Annotated in this window: 20 protein-coding genes and 1 tRNA gene; 13 read left to right on the top strand and 8 right to left on the bottom strand. The window is 72.7% G+C overall.

The window, feature by feature from the left end:
* The first annotated feature begins 49 nt into the window (after window positions 1-49).
* Window positions 50-580 carry a hypothetical protein gene (locus tag FJQ56_RS08570; RefSeq protein WP_140008929.1) on the top strand — a complete coding sequence of 177 codons (531 nt, stop codon included), beginning with the start codon at window positions 50-52 and terminating at the stop codon, window positions 578-580.
* Window positions 581-638: 58 nt separating this feature from the next.
* Window positions 639-1,040, top strand: coding sequence for a PLD nuclease N-terminal domain-containing protein (locus FJQ56_RS08565; RefSeq protein ID WP_140008927.1), 402 nt, complete (start codon window positions 639-641; stop codon window positions 1,038-1,040).
* Between the two features lie 4 nt (window positions 1,041-1,044).
* On the opposite strand, the gene treZ is transcribed toward FJQ56_RS08565, so the two are convergent.
* Genes treZ through glgX form a run of 3 tightly spaced genes read right to left on the bottom strand, consistent with a single transcriptional unit; the run spans window position 1,045 to window position 7,276 of the window.
* Window positions 1,045-2,805 carry a malto-oligosyltrehalose trehalohydrolase gene (treZ, locus tag FJQ56_RS08560; RefSeq protein ID WP_140008925.1) on the bottom strand — a complete coding sequence of 587 codons (1,761 nt, stop codon included), beginning with the start codon at window positions 2,803-2,805 and terminating at the stop codon, window positions 1,045-1,047.
* A 1-nt stretch (window position 2,806) separates the two neighbouring features.
* Window positions 2,807-5,032, bottom strand: a complete 2,226-nt coding sequence (gene treY, locus FJQ56_RS08555) for a malto-oligosyltrehalose synthase (protein WP_140008923.1) — start codon at window positions 5,030-5,032, stop codon at window positions 2,807-2,809.
* A gap of 3 nt (window positions 5,033-5,035) precedes the next feature.
* Window positions 5,036-7,276 (bottom strand): glycogen debranching protein GlgX, encoded by a 2,241-nt coding sequence (glgX, locus tag FJQ56_RS08550; RefSeq protein WP_140008921.1) that lies wholly within the window; start codon window positions 7,274-7,276, stop codon window positions 5,036-5,038.
* 74 nt (window positions 7,277-7,350) lie between these two features.
* Here glgX and FJQ56_RS08545 point away from each other — a divergent pair, with 74 nt between their 5' ends.
* The 8 genes from FJQ56_RS08545 to FJQ56_RS08510 all read left to right on the top strand — a co-directional run bounded on the left by FJQ56_RS08545 (window position 7,351) and on the right by FJQ56_RS08510 (window position 14,793).
* Complete coding sequence (locus FJQ56_RS08545) at window positions 7,351-9,165, top strand: serine/threonine-protein kinase (protein ID WP_170215320.1); 1,815 nt, start codon at window positions 7,351-7,353, stop codon at window positions 9,163-9,165.
* A 150-nt stretch (window positions 9,166-9,315) separates the two neighbouring features.
* On the top strand, window positions 9,316-10,017 hold the full coding sequence (locus FJQ56_RS08540) for a hypothetical protein (protein ID WP_140008917.1): 702 nt from the start codon (window positions 9,316-9,318) through the stop codon (window positions 10,015-10,017).
* Window positions 10,014-10,748, top strand: coding sequence for a VIT1/CCC1 transporter family protein (locus FJQ56_RS08535; RefSeq protein ID WP_140008915.1), 735 nt, complete (start codon window positions 10,014-10,016; stop codon window positions 10,746-10,748). The genes FJQ56_RS08540 and FJQ56_RS08535 overlap by 4 nt, the downstream gene beginning before the upstream one ends.
* A gap of 91 nt (window positions 10,749-10,839) precedes the next feature.
* Entirely contained in the window at window positions 10,840-11,409 is a 570-nt protein-coding gene (gene thpR, locus FJQ56_RS08530; RefSeq protein WP_246084120.1) for an RNA 2',3'-cyclic phosphodiesterase, read from the top strand.
* A gap of 9 nt (window positions 11,410-11,418) precedes the next feature.
* Window positions 11,419-12,561 carry an NAD(P) transhydrogenase subunit alpha gene (locus FJQ56_RS08525; protein ID WP_140008911.1) on the top strand — a complete coding sequence of 381 codons (1,143 nt, stop codon included), beginning with the start codon at window positions 11,419-11,421 and terminating at the stop codon, window positions 12,559-12,561.
* A complete protein-coding gene (locus FJQ56_RS08520) occupies window positions 12,551-12,889 on the top strand; it encodes an NAD(P) transhydrogenase subunit alpha part 2 (protein WP_140008909.1) in 339 nt (112 codons plus the stop codon). Before FJQ56_RS08525 ends, FJQ56_RS08520 begins: the two co-directional genes overlap by 11 nt.
* Window positions 12,889-14,277, top strand: a complete 1,389-nt coding sequence (locus FJQ56_RS08515) for an NAD(P)(+) transhydrogenase (Re/Si-specific) subunit beta (protein ID WP_140008907.1) — start codon at window positions 12,889-12,891, stop codon at window positions 14,275-14,277. Before FJQ56_RS08520 ends, FJQ56_RS08515 begins: the two co-directional genes overlap by 1 nt.
* A gap of 84 nt (window positions 14,278-14,361) precedes the next feature.
* The gene (locus FJQ56_RS08510) at window positions 14,362-14,793 is read left to right on the top strand and encodes an organic hydroperoxide resistance protein (RefSeq protein WP_140008905.1); all 432 of its coding nucleotides are present in this window, start codon (window positions 14,362-14,364) and stop codon (window positions 14,791-14,793) included.
* 30 nt (window positions 14,794-14,823) lie between these two features.
* On the opposite strand, the gene FJQ56_RS08505 is transcribed toward FJQ56_RS08510, so the two are convergent.
* The 5 genes from FJQ56_RS08505 to upp all read right to left on the bottom strand — a co-directional run bounded on the left by FJQ56_RS08505 (window position 14,824) and on the right by upp (window position 19,600).
* A complete protein-coding gene (locus tag FJQ56_RS08505; RefSeq protein WP_140008903.1) occupies window positions 14,824-16,053 on the bottom strand; it encodes an ABC transporter permease in 1,230 nt (409 codons plus the stop codon).
* Entirely contained in the window at window positions 16,050-16,928 is an 879-nt protein-coding gene (locus FJQ56_RS08500; RefSeq protein WP_140008901.1) for an ABC transporter ATP-binding protein, read from the bottom strand. Before FJQ56_RS08500 ends, FJQ56_RS08505 begins: the two co-directional genes overlap by 4 nt.
* Window positions 16,929-17,015: 87 nt before the next feature.
* On the bottom strand, window positions 17,016-17,666 hold the full coding sequence (locus tag FJQ56_RS08495) for a response regulator (protein WP_211350896.1): 651 nt from the start codon (window positions 17,664-17,666) through the stop codon (window positions 17,016-17,018).
* A complete protein-coding gene (locus FJQ56_RS08490) occupies window positions 17,666-18,910 on the bottom strand; it encodes a sensor histidine kinase (protein ID WP_140008897.1) in 1,245 nt (414 codons plus the stop codon). Before FJQ56_RS08490 ends, FJQ56_RS08495 begins: the two co-directional genes overlap by 1 nt.
* Before the next feature lie 48 nt (window positions 18,911-18,958).
* Window positions 18,959-19,600, bottom strand: coding sequence for a uracil phosphoribosyltransferase (upp, locus tag FJQ56_RS08485; protein WP_140008895.1), 642 nt, complete (start codon window positions 19,598-19,600; stop codon window positions 18,959-18,961).
* Between the two features lie 91 nt (window positions 19,601-19,691).
* On the opposite strand from upp, the gene FJQ56_RS08480 reads away from it, so the two are divergent.
* The 3 genes from FJQ56_RS08480 to FJQ56_RS08470 all read left to right on the top strand — a co-directional run bounded on the left by FJQ56_RS08480 (window position 19,692) and on the right by FJQ56_RS08470 (window position 20,829).
* Window positions 19,692-20,177 (top strand): tRNA adenosine deaminase-associated protein, encoded by a 486-nt coding sequence (locus FJQ56_RS08480; protein WP_140008893.1) that lies wholly within the window; start codon window positions 19,692-19,694, stop codon window positions 20,175-20,177.
* A 49-nt stretch (window positions 20,178-20,226) separates the two neighbouring features.
* On the top strand, window positions 20,227-20,658 hold the full coding sequence (gene tadA, locus FJQ56_RS08475) for a tRNA adenosine(34) deaminase TadA (protein ID WP_140009773.1): 432 nt from the start codon (window positions 20,227-20,229) through the stop codon (window positions 20,656-20,658).
* Between the two features lie 83 nt (window positions 20,659-20,741).
* Window positions 20,742-20,829, top strand: a tRNA-Ser gene (locus tag FJQ56_RS08470).
* The last annotated feature ends 222 nt before the right edge of the window (window positions 20,830-21,051 follow it).

Here is a 21,051-nt window from a genome sequence, read left to right as displayed (position 1 = left end):
GAACCCCTCGGCGCAGGCTGGTGCTCACACCCCGTCGAGAGGAACCCCCGTGAGCATCCCCCGCCCGTCCCTGCCGAGCGTCGCGCTCGTGTCCGCCGCCGTCGTGCTCGCCGTAGCCGGTGGCTCGGTCGCCGCCACGGTGATCACCGGAGCCCAGATCAAGGACGGCACGGTCACCGGTGTCGACGTCAAGAACGGCTCGCTCGGCCAGGGCGACCTGTCCTCCGGTGCGGTCCGGTCGCTGCGCACGGTGCACGGCTGGGCCGCGGTCGACGCCGACGGGACCATCCAGGCGTCCTCGCCCGGCGTCAAGGTCACCAAGTCCACCGACCTCCTCGGCACCTACTGCCTCACGGTGCCGGGCGTCGACGGCCGTACGTCGGCCCCGGTCGCCTCGCTGAACTTCCGCAGCAGCGGCACCGTGCTGGCTCCCGACCAGCCGCAGGCCTTCGTCGAGACCGGCTTCTACCAGCAGGCCTGCACGTACAACCAGGTCGGCGTCAACACGATGCTGCGCACCTACGGGTCGAGCACCAGTCTCGAGCGCTCCGACCAGCCGTTCTACGTGATCGTCCCCTGAGACCCGCGAGTTCGCGCAAGAGGGAGACAGCGGAGGTCGGGCCCTCCAGACTGTGCGCGTGATCAAAGTCGAGCTGCTCTTCGGTGTGGTGACGTTCTGCCTGTTCGTCTACTGCCTGGTCGAGGTCATCCAGACCCCGGAGATCGCCATGCGCAACCTGCCCAAGGTCGTCTGGCTGCTGCTGGTGCTGTTCTTCCCGTTCGTCGGGTCCGTCGCGTGGCTGGTCGCCGGACGTCCGGAGAGCGGGCCGCGGAGGGCTGCGGCGTACGAGCGGCACGCGCCGCACTTCCCGGAGTACGACCGCCCGGGTCGCGCCGCCGCCGTCGACCCCGAACGGGACGACGACTTCCTGCGCCAGGTGCGGGAGCGCGCCGAGCAGCAGCGCCGGCGCTACGACCAGGAGCGTCGGGCCCGAGGGCAGGAGGCCCCGCCGGCCGCCGAGGGCTCCGAGGAAGCCTGAGCCACTAGGGGGTGAGGCGGACCAGGGCCCCGGCGTGAGCCGGGAGCCGGATCCCGCCCTCGGTGAGCCCGACCCCCGACTCGGTCTCGAAGAGCAGCGTGGCGGGCCCGATCGGGGCCGTGACCTCGGTGTCGCCGAAGTTGACCAGCACGTCGAGCCCGCCGCGACGCATCGTGAAGAACCGGGTCTCCTCGTCGACCTCGCACGACGTGCGCGCGAAGGACGGGTCGGTGAGCTCGGGCAGCTCGCGTCGTAGCCGGGCCAGGTCGCGGTAGACCTGCAGCATCCGCGCCCCGCGCGGCTCGTCGAGCTCGGACCAGTCGAGCTTGGAGCGCTCGAAGGTCGCGGGGTCCTGCGGGTCGGGCACGACCGCGGGGTCCCAGCCCATCTGCGCGAACTCCGCGATCCGACCCTCGGCCGTCGCCTTGCCCAGCTCGGGCTCGGTGTGGGAGGTGAAGAACTGGAACGGAGTCCGGGCGGCCCACTCCTCGCCCTGGAACAGCATGGGCGTGAACGGGCCGGCCAGGGTGAGCAGCGCGGCGCAGGCCAGCTGGTCGTCGTCGAGCACGTCGGTGATCCGGTCGCCGACGGCGCGGTTGCCGATCTGGTCGTGGTTCTGGCTGCAGACGACCAGGCGCCAGGTCGGCATGGCCGCGGTGTCGACGGCGGCACCGTGGTTGCTCCCGCGGAACGAGCTGAACGTGCCGTCGTGGAAGAAGCCCTTCTCGACCACCTTGGCCAGGGCGGCCAGCGGCTCGAAGTCGGCGTAGTAGCCGGTGGTCTCGCGGGTCAGGGCCACGTGGACCGCGTGGTGGAAGTCGTCGCTCCACTGGGCGTCGAGGCCGTAGCCGTGCGCCTCGCGGGGGGTGATCAGTCGCGGGTCGTTGAGGTCGGACTCGGCGATCAGGGTCAGCGGCCGGCCCAGGTGGGCCGAGAGCGCGGCGACCTCGATCGCCAGCTCCTCCAGCAGGTGGGTCGGCGACTCGTCGTGCAGCGCGTGCACGGCGTCGAGCCGCAGCGCGTCGACGTGGAAGTCGGCGAACCACATCAGCGCGTTGTCGATGACGTAGCGACGCACCTCGGCCGAGCCCTCGCCGTCGAGGTTCACCAGGTCGCCCCAGGTGTTGCGCCCGTCCTTGAGGTAGGGCCCGAACAGGGGCAGGTAGTTGCCCGAGGGTCCGAGGTGGTTGTAGACGACGTCCTGCACGACGCCGAGCCCGGCGGCGTGGCACCCGTCGACGAACCGCTGGTAGGCCTCGGGCCCGCCGTAGGTCTCGTCGACGGCGTACCAGGCGACGCCGTCGTAGCCCCAGTTGTGGGTGCCGTTGAAGGAGTTGACCGGCATCAGCTCGACGAGGTCGACGCCGATCGAGCGGAGGTGGTCGAGCCTGCCCAGTGCGGCGTCGAGGGTGCCCTCGGGGGTGAAGGTACCGAGGTGCAGCTCGTAGACGACCGCGCCGGCCAGCTGCCGGCCCGTCCACGTGTCGTCGCTCCACGAGAAGGACTCGGGGCGGTGGGTTCGAGAGCGTTGGTGGACGCCCTCGGGCTGGCGCCGCGACCGGGGGTCGGGTCGGGGCGCGTCCGCGTCGTCGATCAGGTAGCCGTAGTCGACGTCTCCCGTCGTCGGGTCGGGAGTGGTCCCGGACGGGGTCCACCACCCGCCGTCCGTCTGGTGCATGTCGACGATGGCATCGGCCACCGACAGTCGCAGGCGGGTCGCGCGGGGAGCCCACACGTCGAACGGTCCGCGGCGAGGGAGCGTCATGTCAGTCCTCCTTGACGAGCAGGGCCACCGGGTAGGTCGTGAGCAGCTGTGACAGCGCCCCGTCGGTCGGCCAGTCGGTCAGCAGGTCGCGCCACTCGCCCGGTGGCAGCCGGAGGGTCGTGTCGCCCCAGCCGCCCCGGGCCGCGAGACCCAGCGGCAGGCGCGTGACCACCGTGATGACCCCGCCCCGGTCGAAGGCGAGGACGTGGTCGGCGGAGTCGCCGTCGGCCTCGACGCCGGTGTACGTCGTGAACAGCTCGGGCCGGTCGCGACGCAGGCGCAACGCGGTCGTGGTCGCCAGCAGCTTGGCCTTGGCGGGGTGCTCGAGCGAGACGTCGGCGAGCAGGGCCGCACGCAGGTCGAAGTCGACCGGGCGCCGGTTGTCGGGGTCGACCAGCGACTGCTCCCAGAGCTCGGAGCCCTGGTAGACGTCGGGCACTCCCGGTGCGGTCAGGGCGACGAGCTTGGCGGCGAGCGCGTTGGAGAAGCCGGGCCCGACGGTCTTGGCGAGCAGCTCGTCGAGCACCTCGCGCACGGCGGGGTCGTCGAAGGCCGCGTCGACCGCGACGTGGACGGAGTCCTCGAAGGCGGCGTCGGGCGCGGTCCACGTGGTGTGGTCGCCGGCCTCGCGCATCGCCTTCTCGGCGTAGGCGTGCAGCCGTGGGCGCAGGTCGGGGTCGTCGCCGTCCCACGCGCCGAGCACGGCCTGCCACAGCAGCGACGCGAACGCCTCGGAGGACAGCGGCGCGGCGGCCTGGAGCCGCCCGAGGGCCTCGGTCCACTGCTGCGGCACCTCGGCGAGCGCGGTGATCCGGGCGCGCACGTCCTCGCCGCGCTTGGTGTCGTGGGTCGACAGCGTGGTCATCGCGTGCGGCCACGAGGACTGTCGCCGGGCCATGGCATCGTGGAACCCGTCGACGCCCACCGAGAAGTGCCCGGGGTCACCGCCCACCTCGTTGAGTGACGTGAGTCGGTTGTAGCGGTAGAACGCGCAGTCCTCGACGCCCTTGGCCATCACGGCACCGCTGGTCTGCTCGAAGCGCGGCGCGGCCGGCTGGGTGGCGTCGCGCAGCACCGCTGAGACGGTCGCGATCGCCTCGGCCAGGTCGGGCCGCCGCGCCCGGGCGTCGGCCACCGCGGTGTCGAGGTGCTCGAGGCCCTCGGGTGCGTAGGACCGGTAGACCGGGAAGCACGCGACGAGCTCGGCGACCGCGTCGACGAGCACGTCGTCGGCGATGTCGAGCGGCGGCAGCTCGCGCACGACCCGGCGTACCTCCGAGCCGAGGATGCCGTCGGCCGTCGCGCGCTTGGTGTCGTGGATCATCTCGACGTAGTCGAGGTCGCTGCCGGGCAGCGCGTGCGCCGCGGCGGGGTCGGTCAGCACGCGGTCGACCAGGCCCAGGACGTCGTAGCCGGTGGTGCCGGCGGTCGCCCACGACGACGGCAGCTCCTCGCCGGGCTCGAGGATCTTCTCGACGAGCACGTAGGCGCCACCGGTGAGGGTCGCGAGGTCGCGCAGGTAGGCCTCGGGGTGGCGCAGCCCGTCGGGGTGGTCGACGCGCAGGCCGTCGACGAGTCCCTCGGCGAACCAGCGCGCGATCTCGACGTGGCTCTCGTCGAAGACCCAGGGCTCCTCGACGCGGATGCCGGCCAGGGTGTTGACGGCGAAGAAGCGCCGCCAGTTGAGCCGGTCGTCGGCCGCACGCCACGAGACGAGCTCGTAGCCGTCGCCCGCCGGGAAGCGGTGGTCGTGGTAGCTGACGCCCTCGTCGGTGCGCTGCACCGAACCCTCGTCGCCGTCGCCGACCACGGGCACCCGCACCCGCCCGTCGCCGAACTCCCAGTCGACGTCGAACGCCTCGGCGTAGCGCGACCCACGGCCCTGGTCGAGCAGGTCCCACCACCAGGCGTTGAGGCGGGGAGTGGCGACGCCGACGTGGTTGGGCACGATGTCGACGAGCACACCGAGCCCGAGCCGACGCGCCTCGGCGACGAAGACGTCGAAGCCCTCGCGGCCGCCACGAGCGGGGTCGATCCGGTCGTGCCGCACGACGTCGTAGCCGTGGTCGGAGCCGGGCTCGGCCTCGAGCAGCGGCGACAGGTAGACCCAGTCGACCCCGAGGTCGTGCAGGTAGGCCAGCCGTCCGGCGGCCTCGTGGAGGTCGAAGGACTCCCGGATCTGCAGCCGGTAGGTGTTGGTGGGGACCTTGGACGGGACGACGGCCACGGGTCAGCCGACCCGGGTCTGCGCCGCCACCGATGCCGCGACCGAGTGGTCGGGCTCGGCCTCGGGCTCACGGTGCTGGCGCAGCACGAGCACGCTGGTGCTCTCGAGGTGGAAGGTCGATCCCGCCGGGCAGGTCTCGGACGCGTCGGCCGAGCCACCGGTGTTGACGATGACGTCCCAGGCCTCGGAGTACTCCTCGGGCGGCAGGGTCAGGTCGGCCGGCCCGTCGGCGTTGAAGTAGAGCAGGAAGTGCTCGTCGGTGATGGTGGCGCCGCGCTCGTCCTTGCCGGCGATGCCGTTGCCGTTGAGGTACATCCCGATCGCCTGCGAACCGCCGTTCCAGTCGCCGTCCTCCATCGGCCGGCCGTCGAGGTGGAGCCAGACGATGTCGTTGAGCCGGTCCTCGCCGGTCTCGCCGATGCGGACCTCGCCGCCGGTGAAGAAGCGCTTGCGGCGGAACGTCGGGTGGTCGCGCCGCAGCCGCACCAGGGCCGAGGTGAAGTCCATCAGCGGCTGGTCGACGTCGACCCAGTCCATCCAGGCGATCTCGGAGTCCTGGGCGTAGGTGTTGTTGTTGCCGTGCTGGGTGCGACCCCACTCGTCGCCGTGCAGGATCATCGGGACGCCCTGGCTCAGCAGCAGGGTGGCCAGCATGTTGCGCTGCGCCCGCGAGCGCGCCGCCAGGATCTCGGGGTCGTCGGTCGGCCCCTCGGCCCCGTGGTTGTTGGACCGGTTGTGGCTCTCGCCGTCGTTGCTGTCCTCGCCGTTGGCCTCGTTGTGCTTCTCGTTGTAGGAGACCAGGTCGCGCATGGTGAAGCCGTCGTGGGCGGTGATGAAGTTGATGCTGGCGACCGGACGACGACCGGAGTGCTCGTAGAGGTCGGAGGACCCCGCCACGCGGGAGGCGAACTCGCCGAGCGCGGGCTCGCCGCGCCAGAAGTCGCGTACGACGTCGCGGTAGGCGCCGTTCCACTCGGTCCACTGCGGCGGGAAGCCGCCGACCTGGTAGCCACCCGGACCGATGTCCCAGGGCTCGGCGATGAGCTTGACCTGCGAGACGACCGGGTCCTGCTGCACGAGCTCGAAGAACGCCGCGAGCCGGTCGACCTCGTAGAACTCGCGCGCCAGCGTCGAGGCGAGGTCGAAGCGGAAGCCGTCGACGTGCATCTCGGTGACCCAGTAGCGCAGCGAGTCCATGATCAGCTGCAGGGCGTGGGGGTTGCCGACGTTGAGGGAGTTCCCGGTGCCGGTGTAGTCCATGTAGAACTTCTGGTCGTCCTCGACCGTCCGGTAGTAGGCGTGGTTGTCGATGCCACGCATGCTGAGCGTGGGGCCCATGTGGTTGCCCTCGGAGGTGTGGTTGTAGACCACGTCGAGGATGACCTCGATGCCGGCGGCGTGCATGGCCTTGACCATCGCCTTGAACTCCTGGACCTGCTGGCCGATCTGCTCACGCTGGCCCGGGCCGCCGGTGGCGGCGTAGTCGGCGTGCGGGGCGAAGAAGCCGAGGGTGTTGTAGCCCCAGTAGTTGCGCAGCCCCTTGTCGAGCAGCGTGGAGTCCTGGATGAACTGGTGCACCGGCATCAGCTCGATCGCGGTGATGCCGAGCCGGGTCAGGTGCTCGGTCACGGCCGGGTGGGCCAGGCCGGCGTACGTGCCGCGCAGCTCCTCGGGCACCTCGGGGTGCAGCTGGGTCATGCCCTTGACGTGGGCCTCGTAGATGACCGTCTCGTTGTAGGGGTAGTTGAGCCGACGGTCGCCCTCCCAGTCGAAGAAGGGGTTGATCACCACGCCGTGGGTCATGTGGGCGGCGGAGTCGTCGTCGTTGCGCGAGTCCTCGTCGCCGAAGTTGTAGCTGAACAGGCTCTGGTCCCAGTCGATCTCACCGGCGGTCGCCTTGGCGTAGGGGTCGAGCAGCAGCTTGGTGGGGTTGCAGCGCAGCCCCTGCGCGGGGTCCCAGGGGCCGTGGACGCGGTAGCCGTAGCGCTGGCCGGGCTGCACGAGGGGGAGGTAGCAGTGCCAGATGTAGGCGTCGACCTCGGTCACCTCGACGCGCGTCTCGACGAAGCCGCCGTCGTCGTCGGGGGTGAACAGGCACAGCTCGACGCGCTCGGCCACCTCGCTGAACAGCGCGAAGTTGGTGCCGGTGCCGTCGAACGTGGCGCCCAACGGGTAGGCGTGGCCGGGCCAGACGGACGGTGCCTCGACGGCCGGCGGACGCGGATCGATCTGTTCGCTGCTCATTGGATCGATCCAAGCACACGGAACGGCACCCGCGGATCCTACGTAGGGGGGAGCACGTCGGGTAGAACATGCACGTGAGCGCACCGTTTCCGTCCCCCGGCGAGATGATCGGGCGCTTCCGTGTGCTCGCCCAGCTGGGGGCGGGTGGCATGGGCGTCGTCTACGACGCCCTCGAGGTCAACCTCGAGCGACGCGTCGCGCTCAAGGTCATCTCGCCGATGTACGCCGGTGACCCCGACTTCCGCGGCCGGTTCATCAGCGAGGCCCGCGCGCTGGCCTCCCTCGACTCACCCCACGTCGTCCAGGTCTACGCCCACGGCGAGGAGGACGGCTACCTCTACATCGCCACCCAGCTCGTGCCCGACGGCGACCTGGGCCGGATGATCACCCGGTGGGGGCCGCCGCCGCTGGGCAAGGCCGCCGAGCTCATCGAGCAGGTCGCCAGCGGCCTGGCCGACGCCCACGCCGCCGGCCTGGTCCACCGCGACATCAAGCCGGCCAACGTGCTCGTCCGCCGGCGCGGCAGCGCGACCGTGCACGCCTACCTCGGCGACTTCGGGATCGCCCGTCGCGTCGACGCCGAGGCCACCCGCGTCGGGACCGCCATCGGCACGCCGTCCTCCATGGCCCCCGAGCTCCACCAGGGGGTCACGGCCAACGTCACCACCGACATCTACGCCGTGGGCTGCCTGCTCTGGGTGGTGCTCACCGGGCAGGCGCCGTACGCCGGCAGCACCGAGTTCGAGATCATCACCGGCCACGTCTCCCGCCCGGTCCCGCAGCTCGCCGGGAGCACCCCGCTCGTCGAGGCGGTCAACCGGGTCCTGCGCATCTCGATGGCCAAGGAGCCCGGTCACCGCTACCGCGCCGCGCTCGACCTGCGCGACGACCTGCGCGAGATCGGCCGGATGACCGACGCCCCCGACTACCTGCAGCCCGCCGTCACGGCCTCCGCGGCGCTGGAGCCCACCCGGCTGCCGGGCGCGCACACGCCGACCCCGACGCCCGCGGGGCCGACCGGCCCGCCGCCGAGCTACCAGCCGACCCACCAGCCGACCCACCAGCCGGCGTATCCGCCCTTCCCCCAGCCCGTCCCGCCGCGCTCCCGCAAGGGCCTGCTCATCGGCGTCGCGGCCGGACTGGCCCTGCTGGCGATCGGTGGCGGGACCGCGCTCGCCCTCAACGCCGGCGGCGACGACCCGGACGGCGACCCGACCGCCGGCCCCACCGACGGCCGGACCGGCTCGACCGCCGACCCCACCGGCGACCCCACGGGCACCACGTCGTTCGCCGACGGCGAGGCCGCCGACATCGTCGCCGCGGCCGAGAAGGAGATGAGCGTGCTGGACTCGGTCACCCTCTCCGGCACCATCGAGAGCGACGGCAAGCCCGGCACCTTCGACTTCACCATCACCTCGTCCGGCGACTGCGCCGGCAAGGTCGGCCTCGCTGGCGGCACCGCCGAGATGCGGCGCGTCGACGGCATCGCCTACCTCAAGCCCGACCGGGCGTTCTTCGAGGCGAGCGCCGGGCTGAGCGGCACCCAGCTCGACCTCGTGCTGGGCCAGATCGGCGACCGCTGGATCAAGGGCGACGAGGGCGACGCCGAGGGTTTCGACCAGCTCTGCGACATCGACGAGCTCGTCGGGAGCGGGTCCACCGGCGGCGACCCGGTCTACACCAAGGGCGAGGTCACCGACGTCGACGGTCGCCCGGCCATCGCCATCGACCAGACCGGCGGCGACGTCACGGCGTACGTCGCGGTGGACGACCCGCACTACCTGCTCAAGGTCGAGCAGGCCGAGGACGACGGGGTCTTCGTGTTCTCGAAGTTCGACGAGGAGTTCACCGTCGCGGCGCCGCCCGCGAGCGACGTCTACACCCCCTGACGACACGTCGGTCGAGGTGCGAAGGCCGCCAGGCCTGAGCCTCGAGACCCCCGCAGCCGGCGTACCCGACCCGACCCCGCGGTGTTCTCGAGGGCCGTCGCCGGGGGCTCCTCCCACCTCGGCCGACCGTGGCCTGCGACGATCGGAGGCGTGAGCCACGCACCCCGCCCGTTGACGGCCGACGACCTCGACTGGGTCGTCGAGACCGCGGCCGCGCGCCGTGAGGAGCTCGCCCCGCACGCCCCGCGGTTCTGGCGACCGGCCTCCGACGCGACCGCGCGCCACCGCGACTTCCTGGACCGGTTGATCGCCGACCCGGCGACCCTGACCCTGCGCACCGACCACGGCTACGTGATGGCGCTGGGTGACGACTCCCGTCGCGTCGTCGACGACATGGCCGTCGCGGCGCCCGCGTGGGCCGACGAGGGGGCCGCCCTGCTGCGGGCCGTCCTGGCCACGACCACGACGGTCCGGTTCGTCGCCCCGGTCGCCGAGCCGGAGCGCCGTACGACGGCCGAGGCGCTCGGGCTCCGGCCGGTCGAGACGTGGTGGCACCACGACCTCCCGCTCGTCCAGGTCCGCGGCGAGGGTGAGCGCGTCGAGCTCAGCACGGTGGGCGCGCGCGGCCGGCTGGTGCCGGCGCCGCCGATCTACTCCCCGGGCGGTCCGGTGCTGCTGGTGGCCGACGTCGAGACGGCCGCGGCCCTGGCCGCGATCGAGGCCGAGGCCGCCGAGCGCGGGGCGACCGTCGCGGTCGTGCCGCAGCGGACCGACGACCTGATGCGCGAGCTGCTCCTGGTCGAGGCCGGCTATCTGCGGACGACGGACTTCCTCGAGGGCGCCAGGACATGACGACGACCGGCCCCCACGCCGGAGCGCACGACGGCGAGCCTCGGGAGCACCACCGCGGGTTCGCCCAGCGGCTGAGCTGGCTGCGGGCCGCGGTGCTGGGCGCCAACGACGGCATCGTCTCGACCGCCGGCATCGTCGTCGGCGTCGCGGGCGCGACGTCCGAGCGCAGCGCCATCGCCGTGGCCGGGATGGCGGGCCTCGTCGCGGGCGCGCTGAGCATGGCCACCGGCGAGTACGTCTCCGTCTCCACCCAGCGTGACTCCGAGCTCGCCCTGCTGCGCAAGGAGGAGCGCGAGCTGCGCGACGACCCCGAGGACGAGCTCGCCGAGCTGGCCGGCCTCTACGTCGAGCGCGGGCTCGACGACGACCTCGCGCTCGAGGTCGCCCGGCAGCTGAGCGCCAAGGACGCGCTCGCCGCGCACGCCGAGGTCGAGCTCGGCATCGACCCCGACGACCTGACCAGCCCGTGGCGGGCGGCCTTCGCCTCGATGCTGTCGTTCACGGTGGGGGCCGCGCTGCCGCTGCTCACGATCCTGCTCGCGACCGCGTCCGCCCGGGTCGCGGTCACCGTGGCCGCGGTCGCCGTGGCGCTCGCGCTGACCGGGTTCGCCAGCGCCCGGCTGGGGTTCGCGCCTCCCGGGCGGGCCGTCGTACGCAACGTCGGTGGCGGGCTGTTCGCGATGCTGGTGACGTACGCCGTCGGTGCGGCCCTGGGTGCGCGCCTGGTGTGACCACGCGAGCGGGCGGGCCTCGAGGGGCGCTGACGGCGACAAACCCGCCGCGGTCGAGGCGTCCGCTCGGCTAGCGTCGCGCCCCGTGCGCATGTTCGTAGCCGTCATCCCGCCCCCGGAGGTCGTCGACCACCTCGACGAGTTCCTCGAGCCCCGCCGCGAGCACGGTGCCTTCCGCTGGGCCCCGGCCGACCAGCTCCACGTCACTCTCGCCTTCATGGACGACGTGCCCGACCGCTCGCTCGACGCGCTGGTCGAGGGCCTCGAGCGGGCGGCCGGGCGGCGCGAGCCGTTCGCGGCCCGGGTCGCCGGCGGCGGCGCGTTCCCCGACCCGTCCCACGCCAAGGTCGTCTACGCCGGCCTGGACCTCACCCTCGACGCGCGCAGCGAGCTCGACCGGCTCGCGACCGGCGCGCGGGCGGCTGCCGGCCGCGCCGGGGTCGCCGTCGACGGCCAGCGCTTCCGGCCGCACCTCACGCTGGCGCGCACCGGCCGTCCGCAGGAGGTGACCCGCTGGGTCCGGCTCCTCGACGGCTACGTCGGACCAACGTGGACCGTCGACCGGGTCGCGCTCGTCGAGTCGCACCTCGGTGAGGGTCCCCGGCGCCGCCCGCGACACGAGGTCGTGACCGTCGTCACCCTCGGCCGGGGCACGGGCTAGGTTCACGGCGTGAGACTGGCGGTGGCGAGGGAGACCCGAGAGGGCGAGACCCGGGTGGCGATGGTGCCCGAGCTCGTCGCCAGGCTGAGCGCGCTCGGCTACCAGGTGCTGGTCGAGCCCGGGGCCGGACGAGGCGCCCTGATCACCGACGACGACTACACGGCGGCCGGAGCGATCGTCCACGACCAGGCCCTCGAGTCGGCCGACCTCGTGGTGGCGGTGCAGCCGCTCGACGCCCACGCCGTACGCCGGTTGCGCCGCGGCGCGCTCACCGTCTCGTTCCTCCCGGCCACCCAGGAGCTCGGCCTGGTCGCCGACCTGCGCGACGCCGGGGTGACCGCGCTGGCCATGGAGCTCGTGCCGCGCATCTCGCGGGCGCAGTCGATGGACGCGCTCAGCTCGCAGAGCCTGGTCAGCGGCTACCGCTGCGCGATCGTCGCGGCCGGGCTGCTGCGCCGGTTCTTCCCGCTCAACATGACCGCGGCCGGCACGGTGCAGCCGGCCGAGGTCGTCGTGCTCGGCGCCGGGGTCGCCGGTCTGCAGGCGATCGCGACGTCCAAGCGCCTGGGCGCCGTCGTGCGCGCCTACGACGTGCGCGCGGCCGCCGCCGAGGAGATCCGGTCGATGGGCGCCAAGGCCATCGAGCTCGACCTGCCGACGCTCGACGGCGCCGGTGGCTACGCCCGCGAGATGACCGAGGACCGCGCGGCGCTCCAGCGCGAGCTGCTGACGCCCTTCGTCGCCCGGGCCGACGCCCTCATCACCACCGCCGCGGTCCCCGGGCGTCGGGCCCCGGTGCTGGTGACCGCCGCGATGGTCGAGCAGATGGGGCCCGGCTCGGTCGTCGTCGACCTGGCCGCCGACAGCGGCGGCAACGTCGAGGGCGTCGTGGCGGGCGAGGTCGTCCGCATCGGCCACGCCCAGGTGTGGGGCGGGCGCAACGTGCCGGCCCAGATGCCGGGCCCGGCCTCGCGCCTCTACGCCCAGAACGTCCTCAACCTGGTCACCCTGCTCACGCCCGAGACCGACGGCGTGCGGTCGCTCGACCCCGACTTCGACGACGAGATCGTCGCCGGCGCCTGCGTGACCCACGAGGGCGTCGTACGCCACGAGCCCAGCCGCCTCGCCCTGGAGGGCCCGCATGAGCAGTGACGTCACCTGGCTGACCTACTTCGTCCTCAGCGTCTTCGTCGGCATCGAGGTGATCGCCAAGGTCTCCTCGACGCTGCACACCCCGCTGATGTCGGGCGCCAACGCCATCCACGGCGTGATCCTGCTCGGCGCGATCCTCGTGGCCGGTGACGCCGACGGCATCGCGCTGGCCATCGCGCTGGTCGCCGTCGTGCTGGCCGCGGTCAACATGGTCGGCGGGTTCGTGGTCACCGACCGGATGCTGCAGATGTTCACCCGCAAGCCGGGGTCCCGACAGGCTCGACCACCGAGGTCGGGCTCCGCGCGAACGCCGACGGGCGACGTCTGATGCCGACCTGGGCCGAGCTGGTCTTCCTGCTCTGCGCGGTCGGGTTCATCCTGGCCCTCAAGGGGCTCTCGGGGCCCAGGACCGCCCGCGTCGGCAACCTCGTCGGCGCCGGCGCGGCCGTCGTCGCGTGCGTCGTCCCGTTCTTCTACGCCGACCTCGACCACGTCGCGCTGATCCTCGTGGCCATCGTCATCGGTACGGCGATCGGCGCGGTCGGTGCGCAGCGCGTGCAGATGACCCAGATGCCCCAGCTGGTCGCGCTGTTCAACGGCGTCGGCGGCGGCGCCGCGGCGCTGGTCGCGCTGCTCGAGCTCGAGCACTTCGCCGACGCGACCGACGTCGGGGTCGACGTACCCGCGGCCTACCTGGTCGCGACGGCCTTCACCATCCTCGTCGGCGCGGTCTCGTTCTCCGGCTCCGTGGTCACCTTCGCCAAGCTGCAGGAGCTGATGACCTCGCGGCCCGTGGTGCCGCCGGGACTGGCGTTCGCCTTCGCCGGCAGCCTCCTGGCGGCGCTGGTGCTGGCCGGGGTGCTCATCGACGAGCCGGTCGTGTGGGTCGGGGTGGCGCTCGCGCTGGTGGGCCTGCTGCTGGGCGTGCTGCTGGTGCTGCCGGTCGGCGGCGCCGACGTACCGATCGTCATCTCGCTGCTCAACGCCTTCACCGGCCTCACGGTCGCGGCCGGCGGCTACGTCCTGCAGAACACCGTGCTCCTCGTCGCCGGCACCCTCGTCGGCGCCTCCGGCACGTTCCTCACGCTCCTCATGGCCGGCGCGATGGGCCGATCGGTGGCCAACATCCTGTTCGGCGCGCTCAAGGGCGGCTCGACCCTCGGCTCGGGCGAGGCCTCCGACCGTCCGGTGCGCAGCGCGACCCCCGAGGACGTCGCGATCCTGCTGGGCTACGCCGAGAGGGTCATCGTCGTCCCCGGCTACGGCCTCGCCGTCGCCCAGGCCCAGCACACCCTGCGCGAGCTGGTCGAGGTGCTCGGCGCCCGCGGCACCGAGGTCGACTACGCGATCCACCCCGTCGCCGGCCGGATGCCCGGACACATGAACGTCCTGCTCGCCGAGGCCCAGGTGCCCTACGAGCAGCTCAAGGAGATGGACGACATCAACGGCGACTTCCGCCAGACCGACGTCGTCCTCGTCGTCGGCGCCAACGACGTGGTCAACCCGGCCGCCCGGACCACGCCCAGCGCCCCGATCTACGGCATGCCGATCCTCGACGTCGACCAGGCCCGCCAGGTCGTCTTCCTCAAGCGCTCGATGCGCCCCGGCTTCGCCGGCATCGAGAACGAGCTGCTCTTCGAGCCGCAGACCACCCTGCTCTTCGGCGACGCCAAGGACACGCTCGGCAAGCTGCTCACGGCGGTCAAGTCGCTCTAGGGCGGGCGGGGCAGGCGGGCCGGGTGCGAGATCGTTCACCCTCCTGCACGGAACACCCGCTCGGCCCATCCGGTTGAGACCGGTATGACCAACACACCCACGAAGATCGTCTACACCGCCCGCGCCTCCGTCACCGGCGGTCGCGCCGGACACGCCACGTCGGAGGACGGCGTCCTCGACCTCGACCTCACCGCGCCCAAGGAGACCGGCGGGCCCGGCACCGGCACCAACCCCGAGCAGCTGTTCGCCGTCGGCTACGGCGCCTGCTTCCAGGGTGCGCTGACGATGGTCGCCAAGCAGGCCGGTGTCGACGCATCGCGCTCCGTCGTCGACGTGGCCGTGGGCTTCGGCCCCGAGGGTGACTCGTTCGCCATCACCGCCGACATCACCGCGACCATCCCGGGCGTCGACGACGTCCAGGCCCAGCAGCTCGTCGACGCCGCGCACCAGGTCTGCCCCTACTCCAAGGCCACCCGCGGCAACGTCCCGGTGTCCGTGGTCGGCAAGGGCGCCTGAGCCTCGCCGGACCGCCGGCCCGGGCCGCCCTCAGTCGGCGGACCGGGCCCGGAACGCCTCTCCGAAGGTGATCCGGCGACCGGTCTGCAGCAGGGTGCGCTCGTAGACCCGGGCGGCGAGTCGCACCAGCAGGATCGAGGCGACCAGGGTCGTGGTGATGGCGACGGCCAGCTGCCACAGCGGGACGTCGCCCTCGGCCAGGCGCGACGGCATCATCATCGTCGACACGATCGGCAGCATCGAGACGACCGTCTTGACGCCCTCGCCGGCCGTCACCGCGACGATGTACGGCGCGAACAGGACCAGCTGGAGCGGCGCGGTCGTCGCCTGGAGGTCCTGCTGGCGTCCGGCCAGCGACCCGGCCACCGACCAGAAGCTGGCCAGTGCGACGAACCCGATCACGAAGAACAGCACGTACCAGAGGATCGCCGGCCCGAGGATCGAGAGGGCGTCGCCGTTACCGGTGAGCACGAGGGCGATCGCCCCCACCGCGGCCAGCACCACCGTCTGCCCGATGGCCAGCACGCTGGTGCCGATCACCTTGCCCCACAGCAGCATCCGGATCGGCAGCGCGGCGGCCAGGATCTCCACGACCCGGCTCTCCTTCTCCTGCGTGACGGTCGCGGCGATCTGCATGCCGAAGCCGAGCGCGGTGATGTAGAAGAGCAGCACGAACACGAACGACGCGACCTGGCGCAGGCCCCGGTCGTCGGCGTCGGCGTCGAGCAGGCGCTCCTGCACCTGCGAGCCCCGGGCCAGTGCCTCGAGGTCGACGTTCTGCGCGTCGGCGTTGGCGCCCGTCACGACCGCCGACACGGCGCTGCTCAGCGCGCTCGACAGGGTCGGGTCGACGTCGTCGTCGCCGACGACCTCGTAGCCGTCGCCGTCCGCGGCCGGCAGCAGCGCCGCGTCGACGTCGCCGTCTCGCACGGCCTTCTCGGCAGCGGCCGCGTCGTCGTACTGCTTCGCCTTGAGCTTGGTGCCGTCGTCGATCCGGTCGGCGATCGCGGTGCCGGCCTCGGCGGCGGAGGTGCCGGTGGCGTCGACCACCGCGACGTCGTACGTCGTCTCGCGGCCCGACGTGAGGGTCAGCACGACGACCATCACGACCAGGCCGAGCACGAGCACCGCGCCCGAGATCAGGAACGACTTGCTGCGCAGCTGGGTGGTGATCTCGCGCTGCGCGACGACCTTCCAGAGCCCGCCCCTGTCGGTGGCCCTGTCGGCGCGCTTGTCGGTGCGCTCGTCGGTGGTGCTCATCGGCTGACCTCCCGGAAGATCTCGGACAGGGGTTGGCGGATCCTGGCGACCTCGACGACCGGCCCGCGGGCCACCGCCGTCGCGACGAGCTCGGACGGCGGCATGGTGTCGAGGGTGACCAGGGCGACCGGTCCGTCGACGTCGTCGACAGTGAGGCCGCGTACGTCGCGCAGCCAGGCGGCGTCCTGGCCGTCGAGCACCACGCGGAAGCGCTCGGCGCCCTGTCCGCGCAGCTCCTCGACGGTCCCCGAGGCGACCAGCCGGCCGCCGGACAGCACGACGAGGTCGTCGCACAGGCGCTCGACGAGGTCGAGCTGGTGGCTGGAGAACAGCAGAGGCAGGTCGCCGGCCTCGGCACGCAGCAGGTCGGTCATCGACTCCACGGCCAACGGGTCGAGGCCGCTGAACGGCTCGTCGAGCACCAGGGCCGAGGGGCGGTGGACCAGGGCGGCCGCGATCTGCACCCGCTGCTGGTTGCCGAGCGACAGCTCGTCGAGGAGGTCGTCGGCGCGGTCGGTGAGGTCGAAGTGCCCGAGGAGGTCGTCGGCGCGGCTGCCGGCGTCCGCCGCCGACAGCCCGTGCAGCCGGGCGAAGAAGACCAGCTGCTCGCGCAGCTTCATCCGCGGGTAGAGGCCGCGCTCCTCGGGCATGTAGCCGAAGGTGCGGCGTACGCCGGCGGTGATCGGGCTGCCGTTCCAGAGCACGTCGCCGGAGGAGGGGGCGAGCACCCCCATCAGCATCCGCATGGTGGTGGTCTTGCCCGCCCCGTTGGCGCCCACGAAGCCGGTGATGCGGCCCGGTGTCACCCGGAACGACACGTCGTCGACGACGGTCGTGGACCCGAAGACCCTGGTCAGGGAGTGTGCTTCCAGCATGACCGCGACGCTACGCAGCGGGCGGCTCGGGCGCACCGGCCGCGAGGATGATCCGGCCCTCCGCCTCGTGGGGGAGACCGCACGCGGTCAGTCCATCAACCCCGACTCGTACGCCGCGATCACGGCCTGCACGCGGTCGCGCACGCCGAGCTTGGTGAGCACGTGCGAGACGTGCGACTTGACCGTGGCGGCGCCGACGACGAGCTCGTCGGCGATCTCGGCGTTGCTCAGCCCGCGGGCCATCGCCACCAGCACGTCCCGCTCGCGGTCGGTGAGGTGCGTGAGACGGGTGTCGGGGGTGGCCGTGGGGCGGCCGGTCGGACCCGACGTCGAGCGGGCGATCACCCGGCGGGTGACCTCGGGCGCCAGCAGGGCGTGACCCTGGGCCGCCTGCCGGATCGCGGCGATCAGGTCGTCGGGCGGGCAGTTCTTGAGCAGGAACCCGGCGGCGCCGGCGCGCAGCGACGAGAAGAGGTAGTCGTCGTCGTCGAACGTGGTGAGGATCAGCACCACCACGTCGTCGTACGCCGCCACGATCGCCTCGGTGGCCGCGATGCCGTCCGTGCCGGGCATCTGCACGTCCATCAGCACGACGTCGGGCCGGAGGTCGGCGACCGCACGCACGGCCGCGGCGCCGTCGCCGGCCTCGCCGACGACCTCGAGGTCGGGCTCGACCGACAGGATCATCCGGAACCCGACGCGGATCAGCTCCTGGTCGTCGGCGAGCAGCACCCGGATCACGACTCGCCCACCGGCACTCGGACGCGGACCCGCCAACCGCCCTGCGGGCGGGGCCCGACCTCGGCGACGCCGTCGTGCAGGGCGGCGCGCTCGGCGATGCCCCGCAGGCCGTAGCCGCCACCGGTGTCGCGTCCTGGGGCGGGGTGTCCGTCGTCGAGCACCTCGACCTCGACCGCACGGGGCTCGGCGACGTAGCGCACCACCACGGACGCACGGCGGGCGCGGGCGTGCCGGCGGACGTTGGTCACCGCCTCCTGGGCCACCCGGAACAGCGACAGGTCGACGGTCTCGGGGACGGCGAACGGCTCCCCGACCACGCGGTGCTCCACCACCGGTGCCTCGCCGCCGGCCAGGGCGGCGACGTCGGCCAGGCCCGGCTGCGGCGTGCGGGCATGGTCGTCGTCGGACTCGCGCAGCAGCCCCACCAGCTGGTGCATCTGGGCGACCGCGCGTCGCGAGGACGACTCGATCGTGGTCAGGGCGGCACGGGCCGAGGCCGGGTCGCGGTCGAGGACCCGCCCGGCGCCGGCGGCCTGGACGCCGATGCCGCTGATGTGGTGGGCGACCACGTCGTGCAGGTCGCGGGCGATGCGGACCCGCTCGTCGTGGACCGCCCGCTCCTGGTCGAGGCGGCGGGCGCTGCGCTCGCGCTCCTGCTGAGCGTCGATCTCGGCCCGACGACGGGCGCTTCGCCACGCCGCCTGGCCCCACGCGATCGCCCCGCCGAAGTAGACGACGTTGATGGCCAACGAGTAGGCGAACGCCGCGATGTCGGCGTCGATCAGCCCGACCCGTCCGGAGGGGAGGGCGCCGTCGTCGAGGAGAGCGGTCACCAGCCACCCGAACATGGCGACCAGCACGATCCCGGTGCTCGCCACCAGGGCCCGCGGCCGGTCCGACCACGCCCAGGCGGCGTAGACCACCGTGAACATGGTCATCTGGATGGTGAAGGTGGCGCCGTACTGGTCCAGGCGCTCACCGATCACGATGAACAGGACCGCCTGGACGAGCATCGAGGTCAGCGGCAGGCGACGCCGACCGGCGAGCAGCAGGCCGGACACCGCGAACAGGACGTAGGCCTCCACGCCGCCGGCTCCGCGGTCGAAGCCGTAGGCGCTGTGGAAGAGCTCGGCGGAGACGACGAACAGCACCGCCGCGGCGCCGCCCAGCACGACGTCGTGCCGCAGCTGCTCGGCGCTCGGGCCGGGACGGCTCCAGGTGCGGTCGGGCAGCAGGCGCACGTCAGGTCACGTCGGTCGGTCGGCGTCGATCAGGTCGGCGTCGATCGGTCAGCCGGCGACGCCGTAGAGGCGGTCGCCCGCGTCGCCGAGCCCCGGCACGATGTAGCCCTTCTCGTTGAGCCGCTCGTCCATCGCCGCGGTCACGACCGTGACCGGCACCTCGAGGCCCTCGAGCGCGCGCTCGAGGTTGTCGCAGCCCTCGGGGGCCGCGAGCAGGCAGACGCAGGTGATGTGGTCGGCGCCGCGGTCGGTGAGGAAGCGGATCGCCGCGGCGAGGGTGCCGCCGGTGGCGAGCATCGGGTCCAGGACGTAGCACTGGCGCCCGGAGAGGTCGTCGGGCAGCCGCTCGGCGTACGTCGCCGCCTCGAGCGTCTCCTCGTTGCGGACCATCCCGAGGAAGCCCACCTCGGCGGTCGGGAGCAGACGCATCATGCCGTCGAGCATGCCGAGACCGGCCCGCAGGATCGGGACGACGAGGGGCTTGGGGCTGGCCAGCTTGGTGCCCGTCATCGGCGCGACCGGCGTGACGATGTCGTCGGGCTCGACGCGCACCTCGCGGGTCGCCTCGTAGGCGAGCAGCGTGACCAGCTCGTCGGCCAGCCGGCGGAACGTGGGGGAGTCGGTGTGCTGGTCGCGCAGCACGGTGAGCTTGTGGGCCACGAGCGGGTGGTCGACGACGTGGGTGCGCATGGGCCGAACCTTAGTAGGAGGCCTCGGTGGTCGAGCCTGTCGAGACCACAGACCTTGACCGCGCGCGGGGGGAGCGTGCGACTCTGACGGCATGGCCGAGCAGCTCGACGCCGTCGACTTCGCTGTGGCCGCCTACCGCCGTGACGGTCGCTGGGTGGTCCAGGAGCTCGCCCACGACCTCGAGGCCGACGTCGAGGTGCTGGCCCACGCGCTGCGCCGCTTCTCCGGCGACGCCGGGGCGGTGGCCCTCGTCGGGCTCGACGACGACTTCTTCGTGATCCTGCGCGTCGCCGGCGCCCACACCCGGGTGCTGCTCTCCGACATCTCGGCGGCCGACGAGTGGGAGCTGGCCGCCTCGATCGTCGACTTCCTCGGCCTGCCCTTCCCCGAGGACGGCGACGACCAGGTGCCCGCTGGCGACCTCGACCTGCTCGGCGACCTGGGCCTGCCCGAGATCGAGATGGGGCTCCTCCTCGACGACACCGACCTCTATCCCGAGGAGCTGCTCTCCGACATCGCCCGCCGGGTCGGGTTCGGCAAGCTCTTCGACGACGCCGTGGGGCTGACCCCTGCCTGACGCCGTGCCCGACCCCAGGGTGCCCCCCGACCACCGGTGGCACGACCCCATGCGCGCCGCCCTCGCCGAGGCCCGCGCCGCCCTGGCGACCGGTGACGTCCCCATCGGTGCCGTGGTGCTGTCGGCCTCCGGCGAGGTGATCGGCCGCGGCCGCAACGTGCGCGAGGCCGAGCACGACCCGACCGGGCACGCCGAGGTGGTCGCCCTGCGGGAGGCGGCTCGGGCCCGCGGTGAGTGGCGGCTCGAGGGCTGCACCCTGGTCGTCACCCTCGAGCCCTGCACGATGTGCGCCGGGGCCTCGGTGCTGGCCCGCGTCGAGCGCGTCGTCTTCGGCGCCCACGACGACAAGGCGGGCGCCGTCGGGTCCTTGTGGGACGTCGTACGCGACCGTCGGCTCAACCACCGACCCGAGGTCGTCGCCGGGGTGCTGGCTGCCGAGTCGGCCGCGCTGCTCGAGGAGTTCTTCCGCTCCCACCGGTGACTCCGCGCGGCCGCCGACAGCTCGCTGTGTCGCTGCTGAGCCCGGTTTCGGCGGTCCCGCGCCGCTCCGGTAATCTCTCCCGCGGTGGCGTGTCCGAGCGGCCGAAGGTGCAACACTCGAAATGTTGTGTGGGGAAACCCACCGTGGGTTCAAATCCCACCGCCACCGCCAGGGGCTGAACACTTAAATGTGAAGTCCGAGACACGAAAGTGTCGAGAACGCCGGTTCTCGGCCCCGCGAGGGGTTCGAGACCGGCGTTCTTGCCGTTCCGGCCCTCTTTGGACCGCGACGTCCCCGCTTCGGGTCGCAGACGAGTGCGACGACGGCGCTCAGGGCCGGGTTGTGGGCGCGCCTGTGGCCCGGACCGTGATGGGCCGGGCGGTGGGTGCTGCT

It is taken from the genome of Nocardioides plantarum (assembly GCF_006346395.1).
Classification (GTDB): Bacteria; Actinomycetota; Actinomycetes; order Propionibacteriales; family Nocardioidaceae; genus Nocardioides; species Nocardioides plantarum.
This window is presented reverse-complemented; position numbering and strand designations above follow the sequence as displayed.